Annotated in this window: 26 protein-coding genes; 19 read left to right on the top strand and 7 right to left on the bottom strand. The window is 72.0% G+C overall.

Annotated elements, in window-relative coordinates; all coding sequences use genetic code 11:
• Positions 1-118: 118 nt before the first annotated feature.
• A complete protein-coding gene (locus ACFWX1_RS38950) occupies positions 119-1,804 on the bottom strand; it encodes a DUF885 domain-containing protein (protein ID WP_378394871.1) in 1,686 nt (561 codons plus the stop codon).
• A gap of 42 nt (positions 1,805-1,846) precedes the next feature.
• A complete protein-coding gene (locus ACFWX1_RS38945; protein ID WP_378394870.1) occupies positions 1,847-2,731 on the bottom strand; it encodes a methylenetetrahydrofolate reductase in 885 nt (294 codons plus the stop codon).
• Positions 2,732-2,847: 116 nt separating this feature from the next.
• Here ACFWX1_RS38945 and merB point away from each other — a divergent pair, with 116 nt between their 5' ends.
• From merB to ACFWX1_RS38920, 5 genes are all read left to right on the top strand, one after another.
• On the top strand, positions 2,848-3,528 hold the full coding sequence (merB, locus tag ACFWX1_RS38940; RefSeq protein WP_378394868.1) for an organomercurial lyase: 681 nt from the start codon (positions 2,848-2,850) through the stop codon (positions 3,526-3,528).
• Positions 3,529-3,589: 61 nt separating this feature from the next.
• Entirely contained in the window at positions 3,590-4,681 is a 1,092-nt protein-coding gene (locus ACFWX1_RS38935; RefSeq protein ID WP_378394867.1) for a polyprenyl synthetase family protein, read from the top strand.
• A 1-nt stretch (position 4,682) separates the two neighbouring features.
• A complete protein-coding gene (crtI, locus tag ACFWX1_RS38930; protein ID WP_378394866.1) occupies positions 4,683-6,170 on the top strand; it encodes a phytoene desaturase family protein in 1,488 nt (495 codons plus the stop codon).
• Positions 6,167-7,084 (top strand): phytoene/squalene synthase family protein, encoded by a 918-nt coding sequence (locus tag ACFWX1_RS38925; protein ID WP_378394865.1) that lies wholly within the window; start codon positions 6,167-6,169, stop codon positions 7,082-7,084. The genes crtI and ACFWX1_RS38925 overlap by 4 nt, the downstream gene beginning before the upstream one ends.
• Positions 7,085-7,099: 15 nt before the next feature.
• Positions 7,100-7,888, top strand: a complete 789-nt coding sequence (locus ACFWX1_RS38920) for an LLM class F420-dependent oxidoreductase (RefSeq protein ID WP_378394863.1) — start codon at positions 7,100-7,102, stop codon at positions 7,886-7,888.
• Positions 7,889-7,961: 73 nt separating this feature from the next.
• On the opposite strand, the gene ACFWX1_RS38915 is transcribed toward ACFWX1_RS38920, so the two are convergent.
• Together ACFWX1_RS38915 and ACFWX1_RS38910 are read right to left on the bottom strand one after the other, a co-directional pair.
• Positions 7,962-8,210: a DUF397 domain-containing protein gene (locus tag ACFWX1_RS38915; protein WP_378394862.1), complete on the bottom strand. Its 249-nt coding sequence runs from the start codon at positions 8,208-8,210 to the stop codon at positions 7,962-7,964.
• 17 nt (positions 8,211-8,227) lie between these two features.
• Positions 8,228-9,109, bottom strand: coding sequence for a helix-turn-helix domain-containing protein (locus ACFWX1_RS38910; protein ID WP_378394861.1), 882 nt, complete (start codon positions 9,107-9,109; stop codon positions 8,228-8,230).
• Positions 9,110-9,370: 261 nt separating this feature from the next.
• Between ACFWX1_RS38910 and ACFWX1_RS38905 the strand changes: the two genes are divergently transcribed.
• The 8 genes from ACFWX1_RS38905 (at position 9,371) to ACFWX1_RS38870 (ending at position 15,673) form a co-directional block, all read left to right on the top strand.
• Positions 9,371-9,712 (top strand): zinc finger protein, encoded by a 342-nt coding sequence (locus ACFWX1_RS38905; protein ID WP_378394860.1) that lies wholly within the window; start codon positions 9,371-9,373, stop codon positions 9,710-9,712.
• A gap of 11 nt (positions 9,713-9,723) precedes the next feature.
• Entirely contained in the window at positions 9,724-10,596 is an 873-nt protein-coding gene (locus ACFWX1_RS38900; protein ID WP_378394859.1) for a Scr1 family TA system antitoxin-like transcriptional regulator, read from the top strand.
• A gap of 190 nt (positions 10,597-10,786) precedes the next feature.
• A complete protein-coding gene (locus tag ACFWX1_RS38895; protein WP_378394858.1) occupies positions 10,787-11,395 on the top strand; it encodes a biotin transporter BioY in 609 nt (202 codons plus the stop codon).
• Positions 11,395-12,693, top strand: a complete 1,299-nt coding sequence (locus ACFWX1_RS38890; protein ID WP_378394857.1) for an AMP-binding protein — start codon at positions 11,395-11,397, stop codon at positions 12,691-12,693. Before ACFWX1_RS38895 ends, ACFWX1_RS38890 begins: the two co-directional genes overlap by 1 nt.
• Complete coding sequence (locus tag ACFWX1_RS38885) at positions 12,690-13,814, top strand: thiolase family protein (protein WP_378394856.1); 1,125 nt, start codon at positions 12,690-12,692, stop codon at positions 13,812-13,814. The genes ACFWX1_RS38890 and ACFWX1_RS38885 overlap by 4 nt, the downstream gene beginning before the upstream one ends.
• On the top strand, positions 13,811-14,485 hold the full coding sequence (locus tag ACFWX1_RS38880; protein ID WP_378394855.1) for an energy-coupling factor ABC transporter ATP-binding protein: 675 nt from the start codon (positions 13,811-13,813) through the stop codon (positions 14,483-14,485). The genes ACFWX1_RS38885 and ACFWX1_RS38880 overlap by 4 nt, the downstream gene beginning before the upstream one ends.
• A complete protein-coding gene (locus ACFWX1_RS38875; protein WP_378394854.1) occupies positions 14,482-15,087 on the top strand; it encodes an energy-coupling factor transporter transmembrane component T family protein in 606 nt (201 codons plus the stop codon). Before ACFWX1_RS38880 ends, ACFWX1_RS38875 begins: the two co-directional genes overlap by 4 nt.
• 79 nt (positions 15,088-15,166) lie before the next feature.
• Entirely contained in the window at positions 15,167-15,673 is a 507-nt protein-coding gene (locus tag ACFWX1_RS38870) for a hypothetical protein (protein ID WP_378394853.1), read from the top strand.
• A gap of 176 nt (positions 15,674-15,849) precedes the next feature.
• Here the strand turns inward: ACFWX1_RS38870 and ACFWX1_RS38865 are convergent, their stop codons facing one another.
• Complete coding sequence (locus tag ACFWX1_RS38865) at positions 15,850-16,404, bottom strand: CGNR zinc finger domain-containing protein (RefSeq protein WP_378394852.1); 555 nt, start codon at positions 16,402-16,404, stop codon at positions 15,850-15,852.
• A 22-nt stretch (positions 16,405-16,426) separates the two neighbouring features.
• On the opposite strand from ACFWX1_RS38865, the gene ACFWX1_RS38860 reads away from it, so the two are divergent.
• Positions 16,427-17,608 (top strand): MFS transporter, encoded by a 1,182-nt coding sequence (locus ACFWX1_RS38860; RefSeq protein WP_378394851.1) that lies wholly within the window; start codon positions 16,427-16,429, stop codon positions 17,606-17,608.
• Here ACFWX1_RS38860 and ACFWX1_RS38855 read toward each other — a convergent pair.
• Positions 17,577-17,945 (bottom strand): Rv2175c family DNA-binding protein, encoded by a 369-nt coding sequence (locus ACFWX1_RS38855; RefSeq protein WP_378326506.1) that lies wholly within the window; start codon positions 17,943-17,945, stop codon positions 17,577-17,579. The two genes, ACFWX1_RS38860 and ACFWX1_RS38855, sit on opposite strands and share 32 nt — an antisense overlap.
• 103 nt (positions 17,946-18,048) lie before the next feature.
• Here ACFWX1_RS38855 and pknB point away from each other — a divergent pair, with 103 nt between their 5' ends.
• The 5 genes from pknB (at position 18,049) to ACFWX1_RS38830 (ending at position 24,070) form a co-directional block, all read left to right on the top strand.
• The gene (gene pknB, locus ACFWX1_RS38850) at positions 18,049-20,034 is read left to right on the top strand and encodes a Stk1 family PASTA domain-containing Ser/Thr kinase (RefSeq protein WP_378394850.1); all 1,986 of its coding nucleotides are present in this window, start codon (positions 18,049-18,051) and stop codon (positions 20,032-20,034) included.
• Entirely contained in the window at positions 20,031-20,240 is a 210-nt protein-coding gene (locus tag ACFWX1_RS38845; protein WP_378394849.1) for a hypothetical protein, read from the top strand. Before pknB ends, ACFWX1_RS38845 begins: the two co-directional genes overlap by 4 nt.
• 56 nt (positions 20,241-20,296) lie before the next feature.
• Entirely contained in the window at positions 20,297-21,799 is a 1,503-nt protein-coding gene (locus ACFWX1_RS38840; RefSeq protein ID WP_378394848.1) for an SPFH domain-containing protein, read from the top strand.
• A gap of 5 nt (positions 21,800-21,804) precedes the next feature.
• On the top strand, positions 21,805-22,602 hold the full coding sequence (locus ACFWX1_RS38835; protein ID WP_378394847.1) for a hypothetical protein: 798 nt from the start codon (positions 21,805-21,807) through the stop codon (positions 22,600-22,602).
• A gap of 142 nt (positions 22,603-22,744) precedes the next feature.
• Positions 22,745-24,070, top strand: coding sequence for a wax ester/triacylglycerol synthase family O-acyltransferase (locus tag ACFWX1_RS38830; protein WP_378394846.1), 1,326 nt, complete (start codon positions 22,745-22,747; stop codon positions 24,068-24,070).
• A 91-nt stretch (positions 24,071-24,161) separates the two neighbouring features.
• Here ACFWX1_RS38830 and ACFWX1_RS38825 read toward each other — a convergent pair whose 3' ends face one another.
• Entirely contained in the window at positions 24,162-25,553 is a 1,392-nt protein-coding gene (locus tag ACFWX1_RS38825) for a class II 3-deoxy-7-phosphoheptulonate synthase (RefSeq protein ID WP_378394845.1), read from the bottom strand.
• Positions 25,554-25,710: the final 157 nt, after the last annotated feature.

The raw sequence follows: 25,710 nt of genomic DNA, 5'->3' as shown, positions 1-25,710 counted from the left end.
GGGGCCGGGGGCGCGCGCGGCGGGCCGCCCCCCCTCCCGTGCGCGCCCCCAACCGCCCCCCCCCGGCGCGCCGCCCCACGTCGGACACCGGGACGCCAGGGCCCCGTCAAGCAGCCGGTCAGTCCACAGTGGCCAGTTGGGCGCGGAGGGTGTCCAGGCCCATCCCGCCCAGCCGGAGCGCGTGCGTGTGGAACCGCTTGATGTCGAAGGCGGCGCCCTGCCGGGCACGGGCCTCGTCGCGGGCGGCGAGCCACAGGCGCTCGCCGATCTTGTACGCCGGTGCCTGGCCGGGCCAGCCGAGGTAGCGGTCGATCTCGTCGCGGACGTGGGCCTGGTCGGTGACGGTCCGGGTGAGCATGAACTCCAGGCCCAGCTCCGGGGTCCACCGCTCGCCCTCGTGGAACCCGGTCCCCGCCGGGATCTCCAGCTCGAGGTGCATGCCGAGGTCGACCACGACCCGCGCGGCGCGGAAGAGCTGTTCGGACAGCATGCCGAGCAGATCGCCGTCGTCGGCGAGGTAGCCGAGGTCCTGCATGAGCCGCTCGGAGTAGAGCGCCCAGCCCTCGGCGTGCCCGGAGGTGAAGGCCATGAGCCGCTGGTACTTGTTCAGCGAGGCCGACTGGTACACCGCGGTCGCGATCTGCAGGTGATGTCCCGGCACGCCCTCGTGGTAGACGGTGCTGACCTCGCGCCAGGTGACGAACTCCTCCCGGCCCGCGGGCAGGGACCACCACATGCGGCCGGGACGGCTGAAGTCCTCGCTCGGCGGGGTGTAGTAGGCGCCGACGCCGCCGCCAGGCGGGGCGATCTTGCACTCCAGGCCCATCAGCGCGTCGGGGATGTCGAAATGCTTGCCCCGCAACGATTTCAGCGCCTCGTCGGACAGGTTCTGCATCCACGCCTCGAATGCGGCGCGGCCGCGTACGCGGTAACGGGGCTCGGCGTCGAGCACGGCGGCGGCCTCGGCCACGGTCGCGCCCGTCTTGATCCGGCTCGCGACTTCGCGCATTTCGGCCTCGATGCGGGAAAACTCGGCCCAGCCCCATTCGTAGGACTCGCGCAGGTCGAGCTCGGCACCGATGAAGAACCGCGACCACAGCTTGTAGACGTCCTCGCCGACGGCGTCCTTGGCCGGGGCCTGCGGCGCCAGCTCGGCACGCAGGAATCCGGCGAACTCCGCGAACGCCTCCTGCGCGACGCGGGCGCCGTGGTCGAGGTCGGCCCGCAACGCGTCGCCGGCTTCGCCCGCGTTGGCCACAAGTCCGGCGAAGAAGCCTTCTTCGTCCTTCAGCCCGGCCCAGGTTTCGCACTGCTCCGCGACCTTGCCGACCTGCCGCAGCGCCGCCACCTGCCCGGCTTCGGCCCCGGCGAGCAGGGAACGCCGCATGCCGGTCAGCGTTTCGGGCACCTTGCGCAGCCGCGCCGCGATGGTCGCCCAGTGCTCGGGCGTGTCCGCGGGCATCAGGTCGAACGACATGCGCAGTTCCTGCACCGGGCTCGAGATGACGTTCAGCGCCGCGACGTCCAGCCCGGCCTCGTGGATCTCCTGCTCCAGCCCGACACGCTCGGTGAACACCGCCTTCGCGGCCCGCTCCCCCGCGTCACCGGCTTCGGCCGCTTCCACCGCTGCCAGTGCCCTCGCCCCGAGGGACGCTCTGGTCGCGTACCCCTCCGGCGAGTAGTCGGTCAGCTGGTCGTCGTGACCGGTGATGCCGAGGATGGTGGCCTGGACCGGGTCCGCGGCCGCGTAGTCGTCGACGTACCGGTCGCAGATCCGGTGCACGTCCTGTTCGGTGGAAGCCATGTCCGGCACGCTACCGGCCTGGTGGCGACCGGCGGAACGGACTTAAGCACGGGCCGGGACGAGCCCCAGCCTGGCCACCACCTCACGCGTGGCCTTGGACCGGTTGAACGTGTAGAAGTGCAGGTCCGGCACGCCTTCGGCGATGAGCCGCTCGCACAGTTCGGTGATCGCGTCGATCCCGGCGGCGCGGAACGCGGCCGGGTCGCCGGACAGCGGCTCCAGCCGGTCGAGCAGCCGCTGCGAGGCGGGCGCGCCGGAGAGCTTGATCTGGGTGTGCAGGGTGCGCGGGGTGGTCAGCGGCATGATCCCGGGCAGCACCAGCGCGTCGCAGCCCGCGGCGGCCACCCGGTCCCGCAGCCGCAGGAAGTCCTCGGCCTCGAAGAACAGCTGGGCGATCGCGAAATCGGCCCCGGCGCGGAACTTCCGGATCAGGTACTTGGTGTCGGACTCCAGGTCGGGCGACCGCGGGTGCCCGTACGGGAAGGCCGAAACCCCGACACAGAAATCGCCGAGCGAGCGGACCAGCTCGACGAGTTCCTCGGCGTAGGTCAGGCCCTCGGGGTGCGGCACCCACTCGCCGTACACGTCGCCGGGCGGGTCGCCGCGCAGCGCCAGGATGTTGCGGACGCCGACGGCGGCGTACCAGCCGATCACGTTCCGCAGTTCCGACACCGAGTGGTCGACCGCGGTGAGATGCGCCATCGGCACCAGGGTCGTCTCGGTGGCGACCCGCGCGATGCTGCGAATCGTCCCGTCCCGGCTCGACCCGCCCGCGCCGTAGGTGATGGACATGTACGCCGGGTCCAGCGGTTCGAGCTCGCGGATCGCCCGCCACAGCACGGCCTCGTCGGCCGTGTCCCGTGGCGGGAAGAATTCGATGGAAAAGGCGGGCCCGTCGCCCTCTAGCCGCTCGATCACCGACGTCATACCGGAAATGGTAGAGGGAAAAGTCCGCCTCCTGGGAGTCCCCTCCCAGCGATTGGACCCGCTTTCGAGTCTCGTCCGACGTGACGCTGGGCTACGCTCGCCCCGAGGAGTGAGTCATGAGCAGCGAGGACGACGAGAGCTGGGACGAACACGTCCGCGTGGCCGTCTACCGGGCGTTCGCGGCGTACGGACGTCAGCCGACGGCGCCGGAGCTGGCCGACGCGGCGGGCGGCTCACTCGCCGTCGCCAAGCAGGCGCTGCACCGCCTCGCCGACGCGCATCACCTCGTCCTCGACGACTGCGAACACGTGGTGCTGGCGCACCCGTTCGCCGCGATCCCGCTCGGGTTCTCGGTGATGGGCGCGCACACGCTGTGGTGGGGCGGCTGCGCGTGGGATTCCTTCGCCATCCCGCATCTGGTCCCGCACGAGTCCGAGGTGCTGGTGGCCACCCGTTGCCCCGGCTGCGGGGAGCCACACGCGCTGGTCGTCGGCCGCGACGCGCCGCCGCCGGGCGGTCAGGTGGCGCACTTCCTCGTGCCCGCCGCGCGGATGTGGGACGACGTGCTGCGCACCTGCGGCAACCAGCGGCTGTTCTGTTCGGAGTCCTGTGTGGACGGATGGCTCGCGGAAACGGGCCACGCCAAGGGATACGTCATGGATCTCGCGACGCTGTGGCGGCTGGCGAAGGGCTGGTACGCGGGACGTCTCGAATACGGCTACCGCCGCCGGGAACCGGCCCGAGCCGCCGAATACTTCGCCGAGGCGGGCTTGCACGGCGCGTTCTGGGAGCGGTGAGGGCCACATCCGGGGGCACCCGGCGCGGCGCCGGTCACACCCGTCGGTGAGGATGAACGGTATGAACGCGCCCGTGTCCGACGCCGATCTGCCCGCCCACGTCGAGCGTGCGCTGGCCGGATTCCTCGACCGCGCGGGCGAGGAGATCGTGCGCACCGAGCCGAGCGTGCGCGCCGGGATCGAGGCGCTGAGCGGGTTCGTCCTCGGCGGCGGCAAGCGCTTGCGCCCGACGTTCGCCTGGTGGGGCTGGCGGGGCGCGGGCGGGGACCCGGCCGGGCCCGACGCCGAGGGCGTGCTGCAGGCCGTGTCGAGCCTCGAACTGATCCAGGCGTGCGCGCTGATCCACGACGACCTGATCGACTCCTCCGACTCCCGCCGCGGCTCCCCGACCGTGCACATCGCCTCGGCGAAGCTGCACGCCGACCGCGGCTGGCTCGGCTCGCCCGCGACGTTCGGGCTGGCCACCGCCGTGCTGGTCGGCGACCTCGCGCTGGCGTGGGCCGACGACATGTTCGCCGACGCCCCGCTGCCCGCCGCCACGATGGCCGCCGCCCGGCCCGCGTGGCGGGCGATGCGCACCGAGGTGCTGGCCGGCCAGTACCTCGACGTCCGCACCCAGGCCACCGGCGACGCGTCGGCCGAGGCCGCGCTGAAGATCGACAAGCTCAAGACCGCCGCGTACACCGTGCAGCGCCCGCTGCACCTCGGCGCCGCGCTCGGCGGGGCCGGCGACGAGCTCATCGCCACGCTGCTGGAGTTCGGCGGCGACGTCGGCGTCGCCTTCCAGCTGCGGGACGACCTGCTCGGGGTGTTCGGCGACCCGTCCGTGACCGGGAAACCGGCCGGGGACGATCTGCGCGAGGGCAAGCGGACGCTGCTCGTCGCGCTCGGCCTCCAGCTCGCCGCGGAGCGCGGGGACACCGCCGCCGCAAGCGTGATCGCCGACGCCATCGGGAACGCGGAGCTGACCGACACCGCCGTCGACGCCGTACGCGAGGCGCTGGAAGGCGTCGGCGCCGTGGCCGCCGTCGAACGGCGCATCGACGAGCTGACCGGCACCGCGATGGCCGCGCTCGACCGCGCGCACCTGGCCGAGCCCGCGCCCGCGGCGCTCACCGAACTCGTCGTCAAAGCGACCCAGCGGACGCACTGACATGCGCACGACCACCGGTCCCGGCGAACACGTCGTGGTGATCGGCGCCGGGCTCGCCGGGCTTTCGGCCACCCTGCACCTGCTCGGCGCCGGCCGCCGCGTCACCCTGCTCGAACAGGACAAGATCCCCGGCGGGCGCGCGGGCCAGCACGATTTCGGCGGCAACGCGATCGACACCGGCGCGAGCGTGCTGACCATGCCGGAACTGCTCGACGAGGCCTTCGCCGCGGTCGGCGAATCGCTGTCGGGCAACCTCAAGCTGACGAAGCTCGACCCCGCCTACCACGCGCGCTTCGCCGACGGCAGTTCGCTCGCGCTGCACACCGACGGCGCGGCGATGGAGGCCGAGATCCGCGCCTTCGCGGGCCCGACCGAGGCGGCGGGGTATCGCAGGCTGCGCCGCTGGCTGACCGAGCTGTACGCCGCCCAGCGCGACCACTTCATCGGCGCGAACTTCGACTCCCCGCTGGATCTGCTCCGCCCGGAGCTGGTCAAACTCGTGCGGCTCGGCGGATTCGGCAGGCTCGGCCCGCGCATCGGCGAATTCCTGCGGGACGAACGGGTCCGGCGGCTGTTCTCGTTCCAAGCGCTCTACGCCGGGCTCGATCCGAACCGCGCGCTCGGCGCGTACGGCGTCATCGCCTATATGGACACGGTCGGCGGCGTGTACTACCCGGCGGGCGGGATGGGCGCTCTCGCCCGCGCGATGGCCGACACCGCCGGACGCGCCGGGGCGGACCTGCGGTTCGGCACCGAGGCCGCATGGCTGGAACGGGTCTCCGAGCGGGTGCGCGCGGTCCGGACGCGATCCGGTGAGCGGATCCCGTGCGACGCCGTCGTGCTCGCCACCGAACTCACCACGGCGTACCGGCTGCTGGGCGCGCGGCCCCGGCGTCCGCTGCCCCTGCGGTTCTCGCCGTCGGCCGTGGTGCTGCACGGGCACGCCGCCCGCACCTGGCCGGAACTGGGGCACCACACGATCTTCTTCGGGCACGAGTGGAACCGGACCTTCGCCGAGATCATCCGCGAGGGCAGGCTGATGAGCGACCCGTCGCTGCTGGTCACCCGCCCGACCGCGACCGATCCCGGGCTGGCCGGGGACGGCGGGCAGATCGTGTCGGTGCTCGCCCCGGCGCCCAACCTGCGGCGCGGGCGGATCGACTGGCCGCGGGTCCGGCACGCCTACCGCGACGAGCTGCTGCGCACGCTGGAAGCCCGCGGGCTCACCGGGTTCGCCACGGACTTCGCGCTCGACGAGATGCTCACGCCGTACGACTGGGCCGAACGCGGGCTGGCCGCGGGAACGCCGTTCTCGCTGGCGCACACCTTCACCCAGACCGGCCCGTTCCGCCCGGCCAACCTGGTGCGGGCGGCGGGCAACGTCGTGCTGGCGGGCTGCGGGACGACCCCGGGCGTCGGCATCCCGCCGGTGGTGATCTCCGGACGGCTCGCCGCCGAACGGATCACCGGACGGGCCGCCGTCCGGTGAGTGCCCGCGAGCTGGACGCGGCCGGGGTGCACGGCCCCGCGCTGCGGGCGGCCTACGCGGAGTGCAAGCGGATCAACGCCCACCACGGACGCACGTTCTTCCTCGCCACGCGGCTGCTGCCCGCCCGCGCCCGGCCCGCGGCCCACGCGCTGTACGGCTTCGCGCGCATGGCCGACGAACTGGTCGACAACCCCGAGCCGGGCACGGATCCCGCGGTCGCGCTCGACAAGGTCGCCGATCTGGTCGGGATCGTCTTCGACGGCCGCATGCCCGACGACCCGGTACTGGCGGCGCTCGGCGACACCGTCGCGCGCTACGCGCTGCGTCGCGAGCTGTTCGACGCCTTCCTCCACTCGATGCGGATGGACCTGACCGTCACCGAGTACGCCACCTACGCCGACCTCGCCGAGTACATCCACGGTTCGGCTGAGGTGATCGGGCTGCAGATGCTGCCGGTGTTGGGCACGGTCGTGCCGGGCACCGAAGCGGAGCCCGCCGCGGCGGCGCTGGGCGAGGCGTTCCAGCTGACGAACTTCCTGCGCGACGTCGGCGAAGACCTCGACCGGGGGCGGCTCTATCTGCCCACTGAGGAACTCGCCGCGTTCGGCGTCGACCGGGAGTTGCTGGTCCGCTGTGGACAACGCCGCGAATCCGACCCGAGGATCCGCCGCGCGCTCGCGTTCGCGGTGTCGAGGACGCGGGCGGTCTACCGGCGCGCCGAGTCCGGGATTCCCTTGCTGCGTCCCGAATCCCGGCCGTGCGTGCGCGTCGCGATCACGTTGTACGAGGGCATTCTGGACGAGATCGAGCGGCTCGGTTACGACGTGCTGAACCGGCGTGCCGTGGTCCCGAAACGGCGTCGGCTCGCCGTCGCGCTGCCCGAGCTGATCAGGATGTGGGCACGCGGATCGTGACCTAGGCTAAGGATCATGACCACTGCATCGAACAGGCCCATCCGGATCGGCGTGCAGATCCAGCCGCAGCACGCCGAGTACGCCGACATCCGCCGGGCTGCCTCCGAGGCGGAGAACCTCGGTGCCGACATCGTGTTCAACTGGGATCACTTCTACCCGCTCTACGGCGACCCCGACGGCAAGCACTTCGAGTGCTGGACCATGCTCGGCGCCTGGGCGGAATCGACCTCGCGGGTCGAAATCGGCGCGCTGGTGACGTGCAACAGCTACCGCAATCCCGAACTGCTCGCCGACATGGCCCGCACGGTCGACCACATTTCGGACGGCAGGCTCATCCTGGGCATCGGCTCCGGCTGGTTCGAAAAGGACTACGACCAGTACGGCTACGAGTTCGGCACCGCGGGCGGCAGGCTCGACGACCTCGCCGAAGCGCTGCCGCGCATCGAGGGCAGGCTCGGCAAGCTGAACCCCGCGCCGACCCGCAAGATCCCGACGCTGATCGGCGGTGGCGGCGAGAAGAAGACGCTGCGGCTGGTCGCGAAGCACGCGGACATCTGGCACGGCTTCGGCGACCCGGAGATCGTCGAGCGCAAGGTCGGGATCCTCGACCAGCACTGCGCCGCGATCGACAGGGACCCGGCGGAGATCGAGCGCTCGGTCGGCGTCAAGGGCACCCCGGACGAACTGGGCCCCCGGCTGCGCGACCTCGGCGTCTCCCTGTTCACCGTCGACGCCAACGGTCCCGACTACGACCTCGACACTCTCAAGTCCTGGATCGCCTGGCGGGACAAGCAAAACGGCTGATCTGCTCCCCGAAGGTCTCTGAAGGCCACCTTGAGGGCGTTAGAGTCCCTCATGGTGGCCTTCAGAGACTTGCTCAGCGGATGGTGAGGTGGGTGGTGAAGGTGGCCCAGGCGGCGGCGGGGACGGTCAGGGTGCCGCCGTCGCGGTCCTTGGTGTCGCGGACGCCGACGGCCTCGGGCAGGTGCGCGACCTCGACACACTCGTTGGTGGGGCTGCTGCTGTAGCTGCTCTTGAACCACGCGACTTCGACACATTCGTTGCTGGTGCCGCTGCTGTAGCTGCTCTTGAACCAGACGACTCCGTCCGGATGGGGGACCGGCATGGTGTTCCTCCGCTTCGTCAGGTTTCCGACCTGGTGTGCGGCAGCGCGGAGATGAACTCGACGGATTCCCGTGCGCTCATCGCGACTTTCCGCAGGCCGCCGAACGCCAGGTTATACGGCTCCACCTCCTCGGCCTGTTCGAGATACACGCCCCGGCCGAGCAGTTCGGCGTAGCCCACATCGGTGTCGAGCGGTGTCCCGCTGAAGCTCAGGATGCTGAACGGCAGGTTCATCGCCGGATAGGCACCGGCCGACGCCGGAATCACCCGCAGGTCGACGTTCGGCAACGCGGCCAGCTCCAGCAGCCGCCCGCGCTGACGGGCCATCACCTCGGCCCCGCCGACCTCGATGCGCAGCACGGCCTCGGTGATGATCGCCTGCACCCGCAACGGGTTCTCGTCGATGAGCCTGCTCTGCCGCTGAATCCGCGCGTCGATACCGCGCTGCGCCTCATCTTTCGGCGATGACGGCACGAACGCGCGACCGAGCGCGGTCACGTAGTCGCGGGTCTGGAACAGGCCCGGCACGACGTCGACCTTGAACGTCCGCAGCTTCGTAGCCTCGGCCTCCAGCTGAACGTAATCGAGCACGTCGGCGTCAAGCGCACCCTGCTCGACGCTCTCCCACCAGCCCGGCGTCTGCGCCGCCTGCGCGCTGTTGAACAAGGCCTCGCGTTCCGGATCGCCAACGCCGTAGACCAGTGCCAGCGTCATCACGTCGGCGGGACGGATCGGCGGTATCGCCGACTCCAGCCGCGACTGCTTCGCCGTGGACCAGCCCGCCTTCGTCGCGGCGCCCTGCTGGTTGAGGTCCGTGCGTGAGCGCCATTCGCGCAGCACCCGGGCGATCCGCCGGAGCCGGACGCTGGGCGCCGCCTGTTCGGCCGGGCCGTCTGCCATGACTGTTCTCCTGCCTCGTCGGAAGCTCGACGGCGGTGAGCCTAGCGGATCTCCGAACACTCCCACGGTCACTCTTTCGGGTGGCTATGTAAATTTACATCGCCAACCGACTTGCAATGCCGCGCAAGCTACCCGATGGTGATGGACATCACGACGAAGTCCAGCCCGGCGGCCCCCGCGCCGGGCACATGCGGGCGGCGCGTGTCGAGACGGGCAGCGACTCCCGGCTCCCCGCGCCGCCCGCCCCCTCAGGAGGAGTTCATGACTTCACGCACCGAAACCCCGCCGCCGGACGCGGTGATCTACGTCGACACCGAAGCCATCCATCCCGTGGTGGGAGGCGTATGGCACCACACCCGGCTGACTCGGGTCCCCGAGCCGGGCGAGGCGATCACGATGCTGTGCGGCGTGTCCGCGACGGCGGAGTTCGTGCAGTCGTCCGCGCGGGACGCCCACGGCCCCCCGCACACCTGCTGGGGCTGCGATCTCATCTACCGCCGCGAGCACGGCATCGACATCTGGCCCGGCCATCCCGGTCTCGGTGGACGGCCGGTGCCGCACCCGCGCGACGCCGGGCCACTGCGCCGCCGGCGCGGACAGTGAAAGGGAACGGTGTGGGACAACGACGTTCGACCCCGGTGGCGCTGACACTGGGGCTCGGCCTGCGCGCGGCGCGGGAGGAACGGCGGATCGGCGTCCGGGCGCTGGCCGCGGAGCTGGGGATCGAGCCCGCCACGGTGTCCACCATGGAGCTGGCGACCCGGACTCCGAGCGTGGAGTACGTGACCCGGGTCCTGGGCTTCCTCGCGGTCAAGGGCCCGGAGTACCGGCGGCTGGTGACACTGGCCCAGCACACGCAGCTGCCGAACTGGATCGACCCCGGCCCGGTCGAATATCCGGCGCTGCTGCTGGAGTACGAACGGACCGCGAGCACGCTGCTGGCGTGGGCGCCGAGGGTGGTCCCGGATCTGGTGCAGACCCCCGACTACGCCCGCACCGTGCTGGACTCGGGGATCCTGACCGGTGACGAGATCGACCAGGGCCTCATGATGCGGCTGGTCCGGCACGACGCCGCTTTCGCCGGAGACACCCCGGCCACCGTCATCGTGCTGCTCGGTGAGCGGGTGCTGAGGCACCGTGTCGGCGGCGCGGGTGTGTTGCGGGAACAACTCCGCTACCTGCTGGCTCTGATCGACGCCGACAGCGTCGCGGTGCGGATCGTGCCCGCCGAACCGGGCGGGCGGCCGGGGCCGCTCAGCCCGTTCTCCCTGTTCCGCTTCCCCGCCAGGGACCCCGTGGTCGGTCTCTGCCAGGACCACCTCTACGCCTACCTCACCGAACAAGCCCAGGTAGACCGCTACACCGCCGTCGCCCGCCAACTGCTGAACCGCGCCTTGGAGGAGCAGACCTCCCGCGCCCGCATCGCCGAGGCGATCACCGCACTGGGCCGGGCAAGCAGCACCGGAGCCCTCCGTCCAATCACGTGAGATCCCCCTCCAATCACGTGAGATCCCCCTCCAATCACGCGAGATCCCCCTCCAATCACGCGAGATCCTCCTTTAATCACGCGAGAGGGCCGCCCGCACACGGGAGATCGCCGGGCGGGAGAGGCGATCAGTCGGGCATCTCACGTGATCGGGCATCGTTGTAGCCCCGCGGGTGAACTAGATTCCCCCTGTGCACACGGAGAAGACCCCCGACGACGAGAACGAGCCCGGCCCGCGCCGGACGCTGCCCGCGGCCGACCTCGCGACCACCGTGGTGTTCGCCGGGTTCATCGCGGTGCTCGGCGTCTTCCCCGGGCTGTACCTCGGCGGCGGGAGCGTGCCCGTGGTCCTGCAGAACGCCGGGCCGCTGCTGGCGGGCTGCGTGCTCGGCGCGCGTCGCGGCGCCGCCGCCGTCGTGCTGTTCCTCGCGCTCACCGCGATCGGCCTTCCGCTGCTTTCCGGCGGACGCGGCGGCATCGCGCCGTTCCTCGGCCCGAGCTGCGGATTCCTTCTCGGCTGGATCCTCTCGGCGCTGGTCGCGGGCGCGATCGTGACGCGGGCGAAGCGCGCCGGCCTGCCGGTCCTGCTGCTCGCCGCCGTGCTGGGGCTGGCCGCCGACTACCTCGTCGGCGTCCCCTATCTCGCCTTCTACCTGGGCGATCTGCGTGCCGCCGCCGTGCAGTCTCTGGTCTTCCTGCCCGGCGACGCGATCAAGGTAGTCGCCGTCGCGCTGATCACCTCGGTGCTGCACCGGGCGCTGCCGGGCAGGCTCGCCGGATCGTCGCGACGGGCGGGCTGATGCTCGCCACTCCCCCGATCGCCGGCCCGGGATCGGTGCCGCCCGCACTGCTGGCGCGAACGCACGGCGCGGCGGAACAGCTGGTCGAGCACGGGATCGGCGAGGGCTCGCGAGTGGCGATCGACGCCCCGGACACCCTCGCCTGGTTCCTGGGCGCGGATCTCGTCGGCGCCGCCGCGCTGATCGTCGAACCCGGCTGGTCGGCGCGGGAACGGGCCGCGGTGCTCGCCGACGCGGCACCGGATCTCGTCGTGACCGGCGAGCCCGGTACCGCGCGCGAAGGCGTGACCCCGGCCGGTGACGGCCGCACCTGGTTCGCGCTGCCGACGACGTCCGGCAGCAGCGGAGCCCCGAAAGTCCTGGCCAGGACCAGGGATTCGTGGCTGGACAGCTTCGCCGCGCTCGGCCCGCTCGACGGGCCGGTGCTGATCCCCGGCCCGCTGAGCTCGTCGCTGTTCCTGTTCGGCGCGCTGCACGCGTTCTGGTGCGGCCAGGACGTCGAACTGCTGCCGCGCTGGGACCCGGCGGCCGCCGCGCGGGCCGCGACCCGGACAGCGTCGGTGCACCTGGTGCCCGCGATGCTGACGGGACTGCTCGCCGTGCTCGACCGGCAGCCGGAGACGAGGGCCGCGTGCACACTGAAGACGATCGTCTGCGGCGGGGCGCACGTCGACGCCGCGGACCGCGCGCGGCTCGCCGCGCTGGTGCCGGAAACCGAGCCACTGTTCTACTACGGCTCCGCGGAACACTCGCTGATCGCCGTCGAACGCGGTGGCGGCGGCCTGCGGGTGGTTCCCGGCGTGGACGTCGAGATCCGCGACGGCATCCTGTGGGTCGATTCGCCGCTGGCACACAGCGCACGGCTGGACGGCGGCGTACCCCGGTATGTCCACAAGGGATTCTCCACTGTGGACGATCGAGCAGAGTTCGACGAGACCGGCGCGCTGGTGATACACGGGCGCGCGGGATCGATGGTGTCCAGCGGCGGAAAACTGGTCGCGTGCGAGGAAGTCGAGGCCGTGCTGCGTGCCGTTCCCGGCGTCGCCGACGTCCTCGTGGCCGGTACTCCACATCGGACACTCGGCTCGCTCGTGACGGCCGTCGTCGAGACCACGGACACCTCCAGCGACGTCGTGCGTGCGTTACGGACGGCCGCGCGCACGGAACTCGAACCGGGGAAACGGCCCCGGCGCTGGCTCGCGGTCAAGGAACTCCCCCGCACGGCCGCCGGGAAACCGGCACGCGCCGCCGTCGCCGCGATGCTGCGGAACGGCGGCCTCGCCGCGGAGCCACTATGAACGACGAACGGGTTCCGGTGGTCGTCGCCGCGCGGCGGACACCGATCGGCGACGCGGGTGGCTCGCTGCGCCGGTACACAGTGGACGAACTCGCCGCCCCCGTGCTGCGGTCGGCATTGGCGGACACCGGGCTGACCACTGTGGACGATGTCATCCTCGGGAACGTGTTCGGCCCCGGCGGCAATACGGCGCGGGTGAGCACGCTGCGCGCCGGGCTGGGCGAGGCGGTTCCCGGTGCCACGATCGACCGGCAGTGCGCCAGCGGGCTGGCCGCGATCGTCACGGCCGCCGCGCTGATCCGCGCGGGCGAAGGCGAAACGTACCTCGCGGGCGGCGTCGAAAGCGCGTCCACCGCGCCGTATCGCTTCTGGCGGCCGGAATCCGCGACCGCGCCGCCGCGAGCCTACACCCGCGCGCCGTTCGCGCCCGCGGAGATCGGCGACCCGGAGATGGGCCCGGCCGCGGACCTCGTCGCCGCGGAGGCCGGGATTTCCCGGGAACGCCAAGACATTTTCGCCGCGCGCAGCCATGAGCGGGCGACCGTGGCACAGCGGGACGGGCACTTCGACGCCGAACTCGTCCCGCTCGGTGCCGCCGAAAAGGACGAGCGTCCCCGCGCCGGGTTCACGCCCGGACGGCTGGCCCGTTTCCGGCCCGCCTTCACCGACGGCGGCACGGCTACCGCCGCGAACTCGTGCGGGATCAGCGACGGCGCGGCCGCCGTGGTGATCACCAGCGAGGCGGTCCGCACGCGGCTCGGGCTGCCCGGCCTGCGGCTGGTCGCCTCCGCGACCTCCGCCGTCGACCCGAACCGGCTCGGGCTGGGCGCGGTGCCCGCGATGAAACGGGTTCTCGACCGCGCCCCCGACGTCGTCGAGTTCAACGAGGCTTTCGCGGGTCAGGCGCTGGCCTGCCTCGACGCGGCGGGGATCGACGAGCACACGGTCAGCCCGGACGGCGGCGCGATCGCGCTGGGGCATCCGTGGGGCGCGTCCGGTGCCGTGCTCGTGGTGCGGCTGTTCGGCACGCTGGTCCGGCGGCGCGCCGGGAACGCGGGACTGGCCGCGTTGTCGGCGGGCGGCGGTGTCGGCGTGGCGACGATGTGGGAGACGGTGGCGTGATCGAATTCGAAGGTGTCGGCCACCGCTACGGCGACCGCACCGTCCTCGCCGACGTGGATCTGCGGCTGCCGGAACGGCGGATCGCTTTCGTCGGCGCGAACGGTTCGGGCAAGTCGACGCTGGCGAGGATGATCAACGGCCTCGTCCACCCGAGTACCGGCCGGGTCCGGGTCGACGGCCGGGATCCGGTGCGCGACGGCCGGGCCGTCCGGCGGCGCGTCGGCTTCGTGTTCACCAATCCGGACAGCCAGATCGTCATGCCGACCGCGGGCGAGGACGTCGCCTTCTCGCTGCGCCGAAGTGGACTGTCCAAATCGGAGCGTGCGGCACGGGCGGCCGAGCTGCTCGCCGAATTCGGCCTCGACGGCTACGCCGATCACCCGGCCCACGACCTTTCCGGCGGGCAGAAGCAGTTGCTCGCGTTGTGCGCGATGCTCGTCACCGAGCCGGACGTCCTCGTCTGCGACGAACCGACGACGCTGCTGGACCTGCGCAACAAACGCCAGTTCGCGCACCGGCTCGAGGGCCTCACGCAGCAGGTCGTGCTGGTGACGCACGATCTCGATCTGCTCGGCGGCTTCGACCGCGTCGTCGTCCTCGATCAGGGACGGGTGGTGGCCGACGACCGGCCGGAGCCGGCCCTGCGCCGGTATCGGGAGCTGATCGGGTGACCGGCGGCTACCAGCCGGGGACGAGCCCGCTGCACCGCGCGCCCGCCGGGGCGAAACTCCTCGGACTGCTCGTGCTCGCGACGGCGGTGTTCCTGCTGCGTTCCCCGTGGTGGCTCGGCGGGATCTGCGTGGCCGTGGTGGCGGGTTACGGGCTCGCGCGCGTCCCGGTCCGCCGTTGCCTGCGGATGTTCCGGACGCTGCTGCTGTTCGCGCTCGTCGTGTTCGCGGTGCAGTGGTGGCTCGTGAGCCTCGACGCAGCGTGGCTGGTGAGCCTGCGGCTGGTGGCCGCGCTCGCCGCGGCGAACCTGTTCACCGCCGTCACCCGCGTTGACGACCTGGTGTCGGCGATCGAACGCGTGGCGACGCCCTTGCGCCGGTTCGGGCTGCGGCCGGAGCGGATCGGCCTGCTCGTGGGACTGACCGTGCAGGCCGTGGCAACGCTTTCCACGATCGCCGGGCAGGTCCGTGAGGCCGCGAAGGCACGGGGCGCGGAACGCTCGGCGATCGCCGTCGCCGTGCCGTTCCTGGTCCGCACCATCCGGCACGCCGACGAACTCGGCGAGGCCCTCGCCGCCCGCGGCGAAGGCGACGGCGGGACCTGAAAGCGTCCGTCTTGTCGGTGGGGAGAGCTATCGTCCGGTCTGTCCACCGCGTTCCCCGTGTAGAAGGTTTGAGGTCCTGATGGCCGTGTCGTCCCCTGACTCGATGCTGGAGCTGCTCTCGGCGGACGGCCCGGATCCGGAGCACGCCGACGCGCTGATGCTCTACGGCAGGCTGGTCGGAAACTGGACCATCAGCAACCGGTACCGGTTCCCCGACGGGCAGTGGCGGACCGCGGCGGGCGAGTGGCGTTTCGGCTGGGCACTGGGCGGCCGGGTGGTGCAGGACGTCCTCTTCTGCCCGGAGTTCCACGGCCGGTATCCCGGCACCACCGTCCGCATGTACGACGTCAACACCGGGCTGTGGCAGATCACCTGGTTCTCGCCGAAACTGCCTTCGTACTTCTCCCAGACCGGCCGCCCGGACGGCGACGGCGGCATGATCCAGGAGGGCACCGACCCCGACGGCAGGCGCTCGCGCTGGACCTTCACCGACGTCACGCCGGCCTCCTTCCACTGGCAAGGATTCAGCGCCGGTCCGGACGGCGAGTTCGCCCTGTTCCAGGAAATGCACGCGACCCGCGCCTGACGCGAGTTACGCCTCCCATCACGCGAGATCTCCGTCCCATCACGCGAGTTCCGTTTCCAGACAGGCGAGTTCTCCCTCCAGTCACGCGAGATCGCCGGAGCGCACGCCGAGGTTCGCATGACCAGACACGCGACTCACGTGATCAGACGCGTAACTCGCGTGATCAGGTGGAGAAGTCACGTGATCTGGCGGCGGTGGGCGGCGACGCGTTCCCGGGTCGAGCAGCGCGTCGAGCAGTAGCGGCGGGGGCTGCCGCCGCCCAGGTGCGCGAAGGGCTTTCCGCAAGGCGGGGACGCGCAGATGCCGCCGGGCAGGGCCTGACGGTCGGCCAGCAGCGCCGCGAGCGCGAGCGCCGACGAGGTCACGAACCAGGTGTCCCACGGGCCGTCGTCGGCGGCGTCGACGTGCAGGTGCCAGCCGAAGGCCGCGTCGTGGGCGGTCAGCCGCGGCGGCCCGGCGTAGGCGGCGAAGAGGCGGTTGAGCACGGCGGCGGCCTCCGCGACGTCGGCCGCGGCGAACACCTCGCGCACCGCGACCGCGGCTTCCCGCAACGCCGATACGTCCTTTGTGGACAGTGAGCCCACGTCGGTTTCCCCGTGCTCGCGCAGCACGTCGGCGACCACGGCGGGCGAGGGTTCGCCGGGCAGCAGGACGTCCAGCAGCGCCACCGCGCGGCGGACGGCGTCCCGCGCCGAGCGGCCGGCGACGAAAGTCCGATGCGAAGCGGTCATGCCTCACTGTAACGTCTTGTCCATGAGAAGCCGTTACCGGCTCGCCGCCTACCTCACCGGCGCGACGGCCGCCCGCACCGGCGACGAGCTGTCCGGCCCGGCACTGCTGCTCCTCGGCCTCAGCGGTTCGGCGGGCGCGGGCCCGGCGCTGCTCGCCGGGCTGACGATCTCGGTGGCCGCGGGCGGTCCGCTCTTCGGCGCGCTGCTCGACCGCAGCCCGGCACCCGGGCGGCTGCTCACCGGAGCGCTGGCCGCGTACGCGTGCGGCCTCGGCCTGGTGACCGCGTTGTTCGGGCACGCGCCCCTCCCCCTGGTGGTCGCGATCGCGGTCGCCGCGGGCCTGGTCAACCCCGCGATCGCCGGGGGCTGGACGGCTCAGCTGCCCGCCGTCGCGGGCGACGCGCTCCCCAGGGCGAGCAGGCTCGACGCGATCACCTACAACGCGGCGAGCCTCGCCGGGCCGGGGCTGGCCGGGCTGATCGCGACCCTCGCGGGCGCGCCCGCCGCGCTCCTGGTGGCGATCGCACTGGTCGCCGCGGCGCTGCCCCTGGCATGGCGACTGCCGAAGCGGACGTCTCCCCGGCCGGGCCTGCCCCTGCGCGCGCAGTTCGCCGCGGGGTTCGGGGTTCTGGTCCGCAACCGGGCGCTGCTGCGCGCCACGGCGACGTCGACACTGTCCTTCGTCGGCCTCGGCATGGCCCTGGTCTGCTACCCGCTGCTGGGGATTCTCCGGCTCGGCGGCGCGGGGAACGGCACGCTGCTGATGACCGGGCTGGCCGCGATGTCGCTCCTCGCCAACGTCGTCCTGGCACGACGTCCCCTGCCCATGAGCCCGGACCGCACGGTGCTCGTCAGCACACTCGTCCTCGCCACGAGTTTCGCGGCGTCGGCCTTCGCGCCCGGGGTGATCCCGCTGGTGCTCGCGGCCGCGCTGGCCGGGCTCGGCCAAGGCCCGCAGCTGACCTCCCTGTTCGCAATCCGGCACCGCGAAGCCCCGGAGCACGTGCGGGCGCAGGTGTTCACCACCGCGGGCAGCGTCAAGATCACCGGGCTCGCGCTGGGCACGGCGGTGGCGGGCCCGCTCGCGGCGTGGTCGGTCCCCGGCTGCCTGCTCGCCGCCGCGGCCACGCAGGTGCTGGCCGCGCTGGTCTACCGGATCTGTCCGGAGCCGCTCAGAACGCCATCGCCTGCGCGCGCCGCTTGACCTCGGTGCCGTGGCTGGTGCGCAGGGCATTGACCGGGGTGCTGCCCGGCAGCGTGTCGTCGGCGGTGAACAGCCAGCGGAGCATCTCCGTCCGGCTGAACCCGGCGTCGGCGAGCACGGTGATGGTGCCCGCGAGGCCCTTCACTACCCCGTCCTTGACGAAGAAATCCCCGGGCACGCAGAGTTCACCGCCCCGGCGTACCGCGATCAGGTGACCGTCGCGCAACAGCTGCCGCACCTTGTTGGCCGAGATCCCCAGCACGTCCGCGACCTCCGACAACGGGAGCACGGAGACAGCGGTGTCGAGGATGTCATCGGCGACAGGAATCCCACTCACACGTGACACTGTGCCACATTCCGTCCCTTTTCCCGCTAGTGCGCACGGGTGACCGGTGAGGGCGTGCCCACTACGCGTGCGTGAGTCCGTACGATTCAGTGCTGTGACACGCACCCACCCCAGTCTGGCCGGAACGCTGCTCGAACAGCGGTACCGGGTGGACAGGCTGCTAGCGCGCGGCGGGATGTCGTCGGTCTACCGGGGCACCGACACCCGGCTGGACCGGCAGGTCGCGATCAAGGTCATGGACCCGCGCTTCGCCGACGACCGGTCCTTCGTCGACCGGTTCGTCCGCGAGGCCCGTTCGGCGGCCCAGCTGCATCACCCGCACGTCGTAGCCGTGCACGACCAGGGCTTCGACAGCCCCGTCGGCGGCGAGCCGGGGTACGCCTTCCTCGTCATGGAACTGGTCGACGGCGGGACCCTGCGCGATCTGATGGACGCGAACGGGCCGCTGGACGTCGCCCTCGCGCTCACCATCGCCGAACAGGCCCTCACCGCGCTCGCGGCCGCGCACACCGCCGGGCTGGTGCACCGCGACGTCAAACCCGAGAACGTGCTCATCGGCCGCGGTGCCACGGTCGGCTCCGGCGGCGTCGTCAAGGTCGCCGACTTCGGGCTCGTCCGCGCCGTCGCCAGCGCCGGGACGACCAGCTCCAGCGTCATCCTCGGCACCGTCGGCTACCTCTCCCCCGAGCAGGTCACCACCGGCGCGACCACCTCGCGCGGCGACGTCTACTCGGCCGGGATCCTGCTGTTCGAGATGCTCACCGGCCGCGCCCCCTACACCGGGGACACCGCGATCTCGGTGGCCTACCGCCACGTCAACGACGACGTCCCGAGGCCGAGCGAGCTGCGGCCGGGGCTCCCGCCCGCCCTCGACGAGCTGATCCTGCGCGCGACCCGGCGTGATCCGGAGCAGCGCCCGGCCGACGCGGGCGTGCTGCTGTCCGAGCTGCTCGCCGTCCGCGCCGAACTGGGCCTGCCCGCGGTGCCGATCCCGGTGCCCCCGCCGCCGGACGCCGGGGAGACCGACAGCGAGCGCACCATGCGGATCGCCCCGGTCACCGACCAGACGATGCCGGTCACCGGCCCGCAGGGCACCCGCGCGCTGACCCGCGCCGCCGCGCCCATGGCACCGCCGCCCCCGCCACCGCACACCGAGCCCCCGATGCCCGCCGACGAGGCCAGGCCACCGGCGAACCGCAAGCGGGCGATCGCGCTGATCGCCGCCGCGGTGCTGGTGCTGGGCGGGCTGATCGGCGCGTTCGCCTTCATCCTCACCGACTCCGCGCCCAACACCGCGACCGTGCCGGCGCTCGCCGGGAAGAACCAGGCCGACGCCGGGGACGCGCTGCGCGCGGCGAAACTGGTCCCGCAGTTCAGCCAGGTCTTCGACAACACCGTGCCCGCCAACACCGTCATCAAGTCGGATCCGGCCGCGGGCGCCACGCTGCAGCCGAACTCCACGGTCACCGTCCTGCTGTCCAAGGGCCGCCCGATCGTGCCCGACGTCAAGCCCGGCACGCCCGCCGCCGACGCGGACCGCGCGATCCAGGCCGTGCAGCTCACCCCGACCCGCGGGACACCGGAGTACAGCAACGAGGTCGCGCAGGGCGCGGTGATCCGCACCGACCCGTCGCCCGGCAGCCCGCTCGACGTCGGCAGCCAGGTCGCGCTCGTGCTGTCCAAGGGTCCCGAGCCGCTGCCGCCGGTCCCCGACGTCACCGGCCGCCCGCAGGACCAGGCGTTCCAGACCCTCAAGCAGGCCGGTTTCGAGCCGTTCCTGGCCGGTGAGGAGTTCAAGGAGGACGTCGCGGCCGGGTCGGTCACCAAGACCAGCCCGGCAGGCGGGTCCACCGCGACCAGCCGCAAGGTCGGCGTGTTCGTGTCCAACGCCGTCCAGGTGCCCGACGTCCGGTTCAAGCAGTTCGACGAGGCCGAGAAGATCCTCGCCGGGGCCGGGCTCAAGGCCGACCGGGACGGCGGCAGGGGCCACGGCGGGTTCTCGTTCGTGATCGACCAGGACCCGAAGCCCGGCGAGCGGGTCAAGAAGGGCAGCAAGGTCCAGCTGCGGGTGTTCGGTTGATCGGCACACGCGGCCGGGTGACCGGGGCGATCGGGCCGGGGCTGATCGGCGAGGTCCTGCTCAGCGTGCGTGGCGGGACGGAGGCGTTCTACGCCTATCCGGTGAATCCGGAGGAGAACATCCCCTCCGGCACCCAGATCCTGGTGGTGGATTTCGAGCCGCCGCGTACGGTCTACGTCCAGCGGTGGCAACCGCTGAGCCCCTAGCGGCGTCGAAGGGCTACCCGGAACACACAACAGAAAAGAGCGGGGGTGGCGCGGCTATGGGCATCGGGGAAATCCTGCTGGTCTCCGGCGGCGGGCTGATCGGGGTCCTGATCGTCGTCTTCGGGATCCTGCGGCTGCTGTACAAGGTCGCCGAGCCGAACGAGGCGCTCATCATCTCCGGGCTCGGGGTGCGGGTCGAACGCCACGAGACCGCCGACAGCCTCGGCTTCAAGATCGTCACCGGCCGCGGGGTCAACGTGATCCCCGGCTTCCAGACCGCGCGGCGGCTTTCGCTGGACACCCGGGGCGTCAACCTCCAGGTGTCGTGCGTGACCAAGCAGGGCCTGCCGGTCACCGTGCGCGCGGTGGTCATCTACAAGGTCGGCGACGACTTCGCCTCGATCGCCAACGCCGCCCGGCGCTTCCTCGACCAGCAAAAAGGCATGAACGACACGATCCACGAGCTGTTCTCGGGGCATCTGCGCTCGATCGTCGGCGGCCTGACACTGGAGGACATGATCCACAACCGCGAGGCGCTGACCGGGGAGGTCCGGCAGTCCTCGGCCACTGAGATGATCAAGCTCGGGCTCATCGTGGACTCGTTGCAGATCCAGGAGATCGAGGACGAGACCGGCTACATCCTCAACCTCGGCAAGCCGCACGCCGCCGCCGTCGCGGCCAGCGCCAGGATCGCCGAGGCCCAGCGCGACCAGGAGGCGGCCGAGGCCGAGCAGATCGCGGCGGCGAAGAAGGCGGCCGCGGTGCGGGCCAGCCAGATCCAGCAGGCCGGGTACCAGGCCGAGGTGGACGAGGCCCGCGCGAAGGCAAGCCAGGCGGGCCCGCTGGCCGAGGCCAGTTCGCGCCAGGAGGTCGTCGTCCAGGAGACCCGCGCGGCCGAGCTGGAGGCGGCGCTGGCGGAGCAGCGGCTGCAGTCGCAGGTCCGCAAGCCCGCCGACGCGAAGGCGTACGACACGCGGACCACCGCCGACGCGGCCCGCGACGCGCAGATCGCCAGGGCACAGGCCGAGGCGAAGGAGACCGAGCTGCGAGCCGCGGCGGACGCCACCCGGGTGAAAACCGCGGCCGAAGCCGAGGCGCAGGCGACCCGTTCGCGGGCGGAGGCGACGGCGAGCGCGACCAAGGCGACCGGTGAGGCCGAGGCGTCCGCGGCGAAGGCCCGCGGGCTGGCCAACGCCGAGGCGGCCAAGGCACAGGGGCTCGCCGAGGCCGAGGCGGCCCGCGCGAAGGGCCTGGCCGAAGCCGATGCCATCAAGGCGCGGGCCGCGGCACTGGCGGAGAACCAGGAAGCCGTCGTCGCCCAGCAACTCGCCGAACGCTGGCCCGAGATCGTGCAGGCGGGAGCCCAGGCATTCGGTAACGTGGACCACATGGTGGTGCTGAACGGCGCGGACGGGATGTCCGACATGTTCGCCAAGGCGCTGTCGCTGGGCGGGACCGGCCTCGGCCTGGCCCGGCAGCTGATGGACGCCATGGGCGGCACATCGAAACCCGCTGAAGAGGCCGTGAAGCAGAACGGCGACCTTACGTCCCGCGAATAACGGCGATGAACTTCTTCACGGACGGTCCTCGCGAGCGGCCCCTGTTCCCCGTGCCGGAACAGGAGCTCTACGCCTATGAGGGCCGTCCGTGGACGGGTCCGCCCGGTGACCACATCGTGCCAGCGATGCTGCCGTGGGTCGTGCAGCTGGCACGGTCCGAGCGCACGGTGGTCGCGCTGCGGGGCGTCGAGGTCTGGCCGGAGGCGGCGACGCTGTGCCTGTCGGTCTACTCGCGCGACAGCCTGCTCGCCGACGCGCCCCGCGGCACCCTGATCGACCACCGCCGTGTGCCGGACTACAACGCGCTGCTCATCGGCGTGCTGTTCGCCGACGGCAGCCGGGCCAGCTCCGAGACGATCTCGGTGCCGTCGGCGACCGAACCGGAGGCGCCGGTGCTGCGGGCGCAGGGCCGCGGCGGCTCCGCGTTCCACTTCGACCACGAGGTCTTCGTCTGGCCGCTGCCGCCGCCGGGGCCGATGAAGCTGATCGTGCAGTGGCTCGACCGCGGCATCCGCGAGACCCAGACCCGGCTGGACGGCGGCGCGATCCGGGGCGCGGCCCCCGAAGCGGGCGAGCTGTGGCCGGGCCTGCACCGCCGCACGCCGAACGAGCTCCCGGCCCGCCGCGTCGGCGGTCAGGTGGCGATCACGCACCAGACCGTCACGGGCGAGGCGACCACCGAAGCCTCGCCGTCCCCGCTCCCGAGCCGGGGACCCGGCGCCACCTTCGCGCGGCGAAATCCCGCCAACGGGTTTAGCCCGGGGAAGAACGCGGTTACCCCGGAACGGCACCCCGAGTCCTGAACACGTTTGGGTGAACGTCACCATAGTTAGCGCGGGTGAAACATCGTGACCACTCACCCGTCATGTCTCGATGATGCAGTGTCGATGATGCAGTGTCGCTCATCCCCCTTCCCCGTACCGGCCGGACAAGGAGAGGATGCCGATGGCAGGCTCCCCGCTCAGCGCGCTCGACGTGGCTTTCCTGTGCCTGGAAAGCGAAACCGCCCCGATGCACATGGGCGCGGTGATCACCTTCAGCCCGCGTGGGCCGGTGGATCCCGGCAGAATGGCCACGCTTCTGGCTGAGCGCGCGAACGGGATTCCGAAGCTGCGTCAGCACGTGCGGACCGCCCTGTTCCCGCCCGGCGCCGCCGACTGGGCCGAGTACCCGGATTTCGTTGCCGCCGACCACATCCGCCACCACGAGCTGAGCACGCTGTACGAACCGGACCCGTTGTCCGCCTTCGCCGCGCGCTGGATCGCCGAGCCGCTCGACACCGGAAAACCGTTGTGGGACTTGACGATCATCACCGGGCTACCGGACGGGAAGTTCGCCCTGCTGCTGAAACTGCACCACGCGCTCACCGACGGCGCCGGCGCCTACGCCGTCGCCGCCGGGCTGCTCGACGACGTCCCGCACCCGCGGCGCAAACCCGAACCGGCTTCGCGCGCGGCGCGGCTGCCCGAACCACGGTCCGCATTGGACACCGTGAAGGACGTGCTCGGCACCACGCTCAGCCAGGCGGGCGAGACGGCGGGGATAGCGTCCTCGGTGATGCGCGCGGCGCGCCCGCCGCTTTCCCCGGTGTCCGCGCCGTCGTCGGCCGAACGGCGGCTGGGTTTCGTCCGGCTGCCACTGGCCGACTTGCGCCGCGTCCGGCGGGCCCACGGCGGCACCACCAACGACGTCGTGCTCGCGGTGCTCGCGGGCGCGCTGCGGGACTGGCTGGTCAACCGCGGCACGCGGGCGGACGGCCGCTCGCTGCGCGCGCTCATCCCGGTCAGCGTGCGCGGCCGGGCCGCCGGGCAGCTCGGCGGGAACAAGCTGTCCGGGTACCTGTGCGACCTGCCGGTGGGGGTGGACGATCCGGTGGAGCGGCTGCGCCTGATCCGCCGCGCGATGACCCGCAACAAGGCCGCGGGCCCGGCTCGCGGCGCGGGCGCGTTCCCGCTGCTGGCCGGCCGCGTGCCGAGCGTGCTGCACCGGCTCGGCACCCGCACCGCCGGGCTCGCCGCGCCGCTGCTGTTCGACCTCGTGGTGACCACGGTCCCGCTGCCGCCCGCCCGGCGGACCCTCGACGGCGCGCGGATGACCGAGGTCTACCCGTTCGTCCCGCTGGCGCCCCGGCACGCGGTCGGGATCGCGGTGGCCACCTACCGCGACACCGTCCACATCGGACTCCAGGTGAACGGCGAGGCCGTCCCCGACACCGGCTCCCTGCGCGACGCGGTCCTCAAGTCCGCCGCCCGCCTCGTCGACGCGAGCTAGCTCCGTCCACAAAGGACCCAGATGCCGTTAAGGCCACCTTACGGGCGTCTGACGCCCGCAAGGTGGCCTTAACGGCATTTCCCGCCAAACCTCAGCCGCGGAGCATTTCGGCGACGAGGAAGGCCAGTTCCAGCGACTGCTGGGTGTTGAGCCGCGGGTCGCACGCGGTCTCGTAGCGGCCGGACAGGTCGACGTCGGAGATCTCCTGCGCGCCGCCGAGGCACTCCGTGACGTCCTCGCCGGTCAGCTCGACGTGGATGCCGCCGGGGTAGGTGCCCAGCTTGTTGTGCACCTCGAAGAAGCCCTGCACCTCGTCGACGATGCGGTCGAAGTGGCGGGTCTTGTAGCCGGTGGACGACTCGTGCGTGTTGCCGTGCATCGGGTCGCACTGCCAGATGACCTTGTGGCCCGAGGCCTCGACCTTCTCCACGATCGCGGGCAGCACCTCGCGGACCTTGCCGTTGCCCATCCGGGAGATCAGCGTCAGCCTGCCGGGCTCGTTGCGCGGGTCGAGCCGCTCGACGTACTCCAGCGCCATGTCCGGCGTGGTGGTCGGGCCGATCTTGAGGCCGATGGGGTTCGCCAGCAGTTCGGCGAACGCGATGTGCGCGCCGTCGAGCTGGCGGGTGCGCTCCCCGATCCACAGGAAGTGGGACGAGAGGTTGTACAGCTTCGGGTTCGCCGCGTCGGCGTTGTCCAGCCGCAGCAGCGAACGCTCGTAGTCGAGCAGCAGCGCCTCGTGGCTGGCGAAGATCTCGGTCGACTGCAACGACGTGTCGGTGACGCCGCAGGCGTTCATGAACCGCAGGCCGCGGTCGATCTCGGCGGCCAGCGCCTCGTACCGCTCCCCCGCAGGCGAGGACGACACGAAGTCCTTGTTCCAGTCGTGCACCTGGTGCAGGTCGGCCATGCCGGCGCCGGTCAGCGCGCGGACCAGGTTCATCGCGGCGCCCGCGTTCGCGTAGGCGCGGATCATCCGGCCCGGGTCGGGCACCCGCAGCTCGGGCTTGGCGACCAGCGAGTTGATGATGTCGCCGCGGTAGACCGGCAGGCCCAGCGCGTCGGTGGCGGCCGACCGCGGCTTCGCGTACTGCCCGGCGATGCGGCCGACCTTGATCACCGGCAGGCTCGCGCCGTAGGTGAGCACGACGGCCATCTGCAGCAGCGTGCGGAGGTTGGCGCGGATGTGCGGCTCGGTGTTGGACTCGAACGTCTCCGCGCAGTCCCCGCCCTGCAGCAGGAACGCCTCGCCGCGCGCGACCATCGCGAGCCTGCTCTTCAGCCGGTCGATCTCGGCGGGCACGGTGATCGGCGGCACACTCTCCAGGACGCCGCGGACGCGCTTGGTGAGGTCGGGGTCGGGCCATTCCGGCTGCTGCGCGGCGGGCAGGCCGAGCGCGGTGTCCAGCCGGGCACGCAGCTCCGGCGGCAGCGGAGGGAGTTCGGGGAGCGTGTCGACGGGAACATCCACAGTCCAGTTCACGCGACCAGCATAAGGCGGCGCCTTCGCCACCGGGGAGGAGCCCGCCGCGGGGGGGGGGGGGGGGGGGTGGGGGGGGGGGCCCGCCGCGGGGGGGGGGCGGGGGGGGCGACGGGGTGGGGGAGGGCGGGGGGGCGGGCGGTAGCGAGCCTAGAGAGAT

The sequence above is a fragment of the Amycolatopsis sp. NPDC059021 genome, from assembly GCF_042739895.1.
Taxonomy (GTDB): Bacteria; Actinomycetota; Actinomycetes; order Mycobacteriales; family Pseudonocardiaceae; genus Amycolatopsis.
This window is presented reverse-complemented; position numbering and strand designations above follow the sequence as displayed.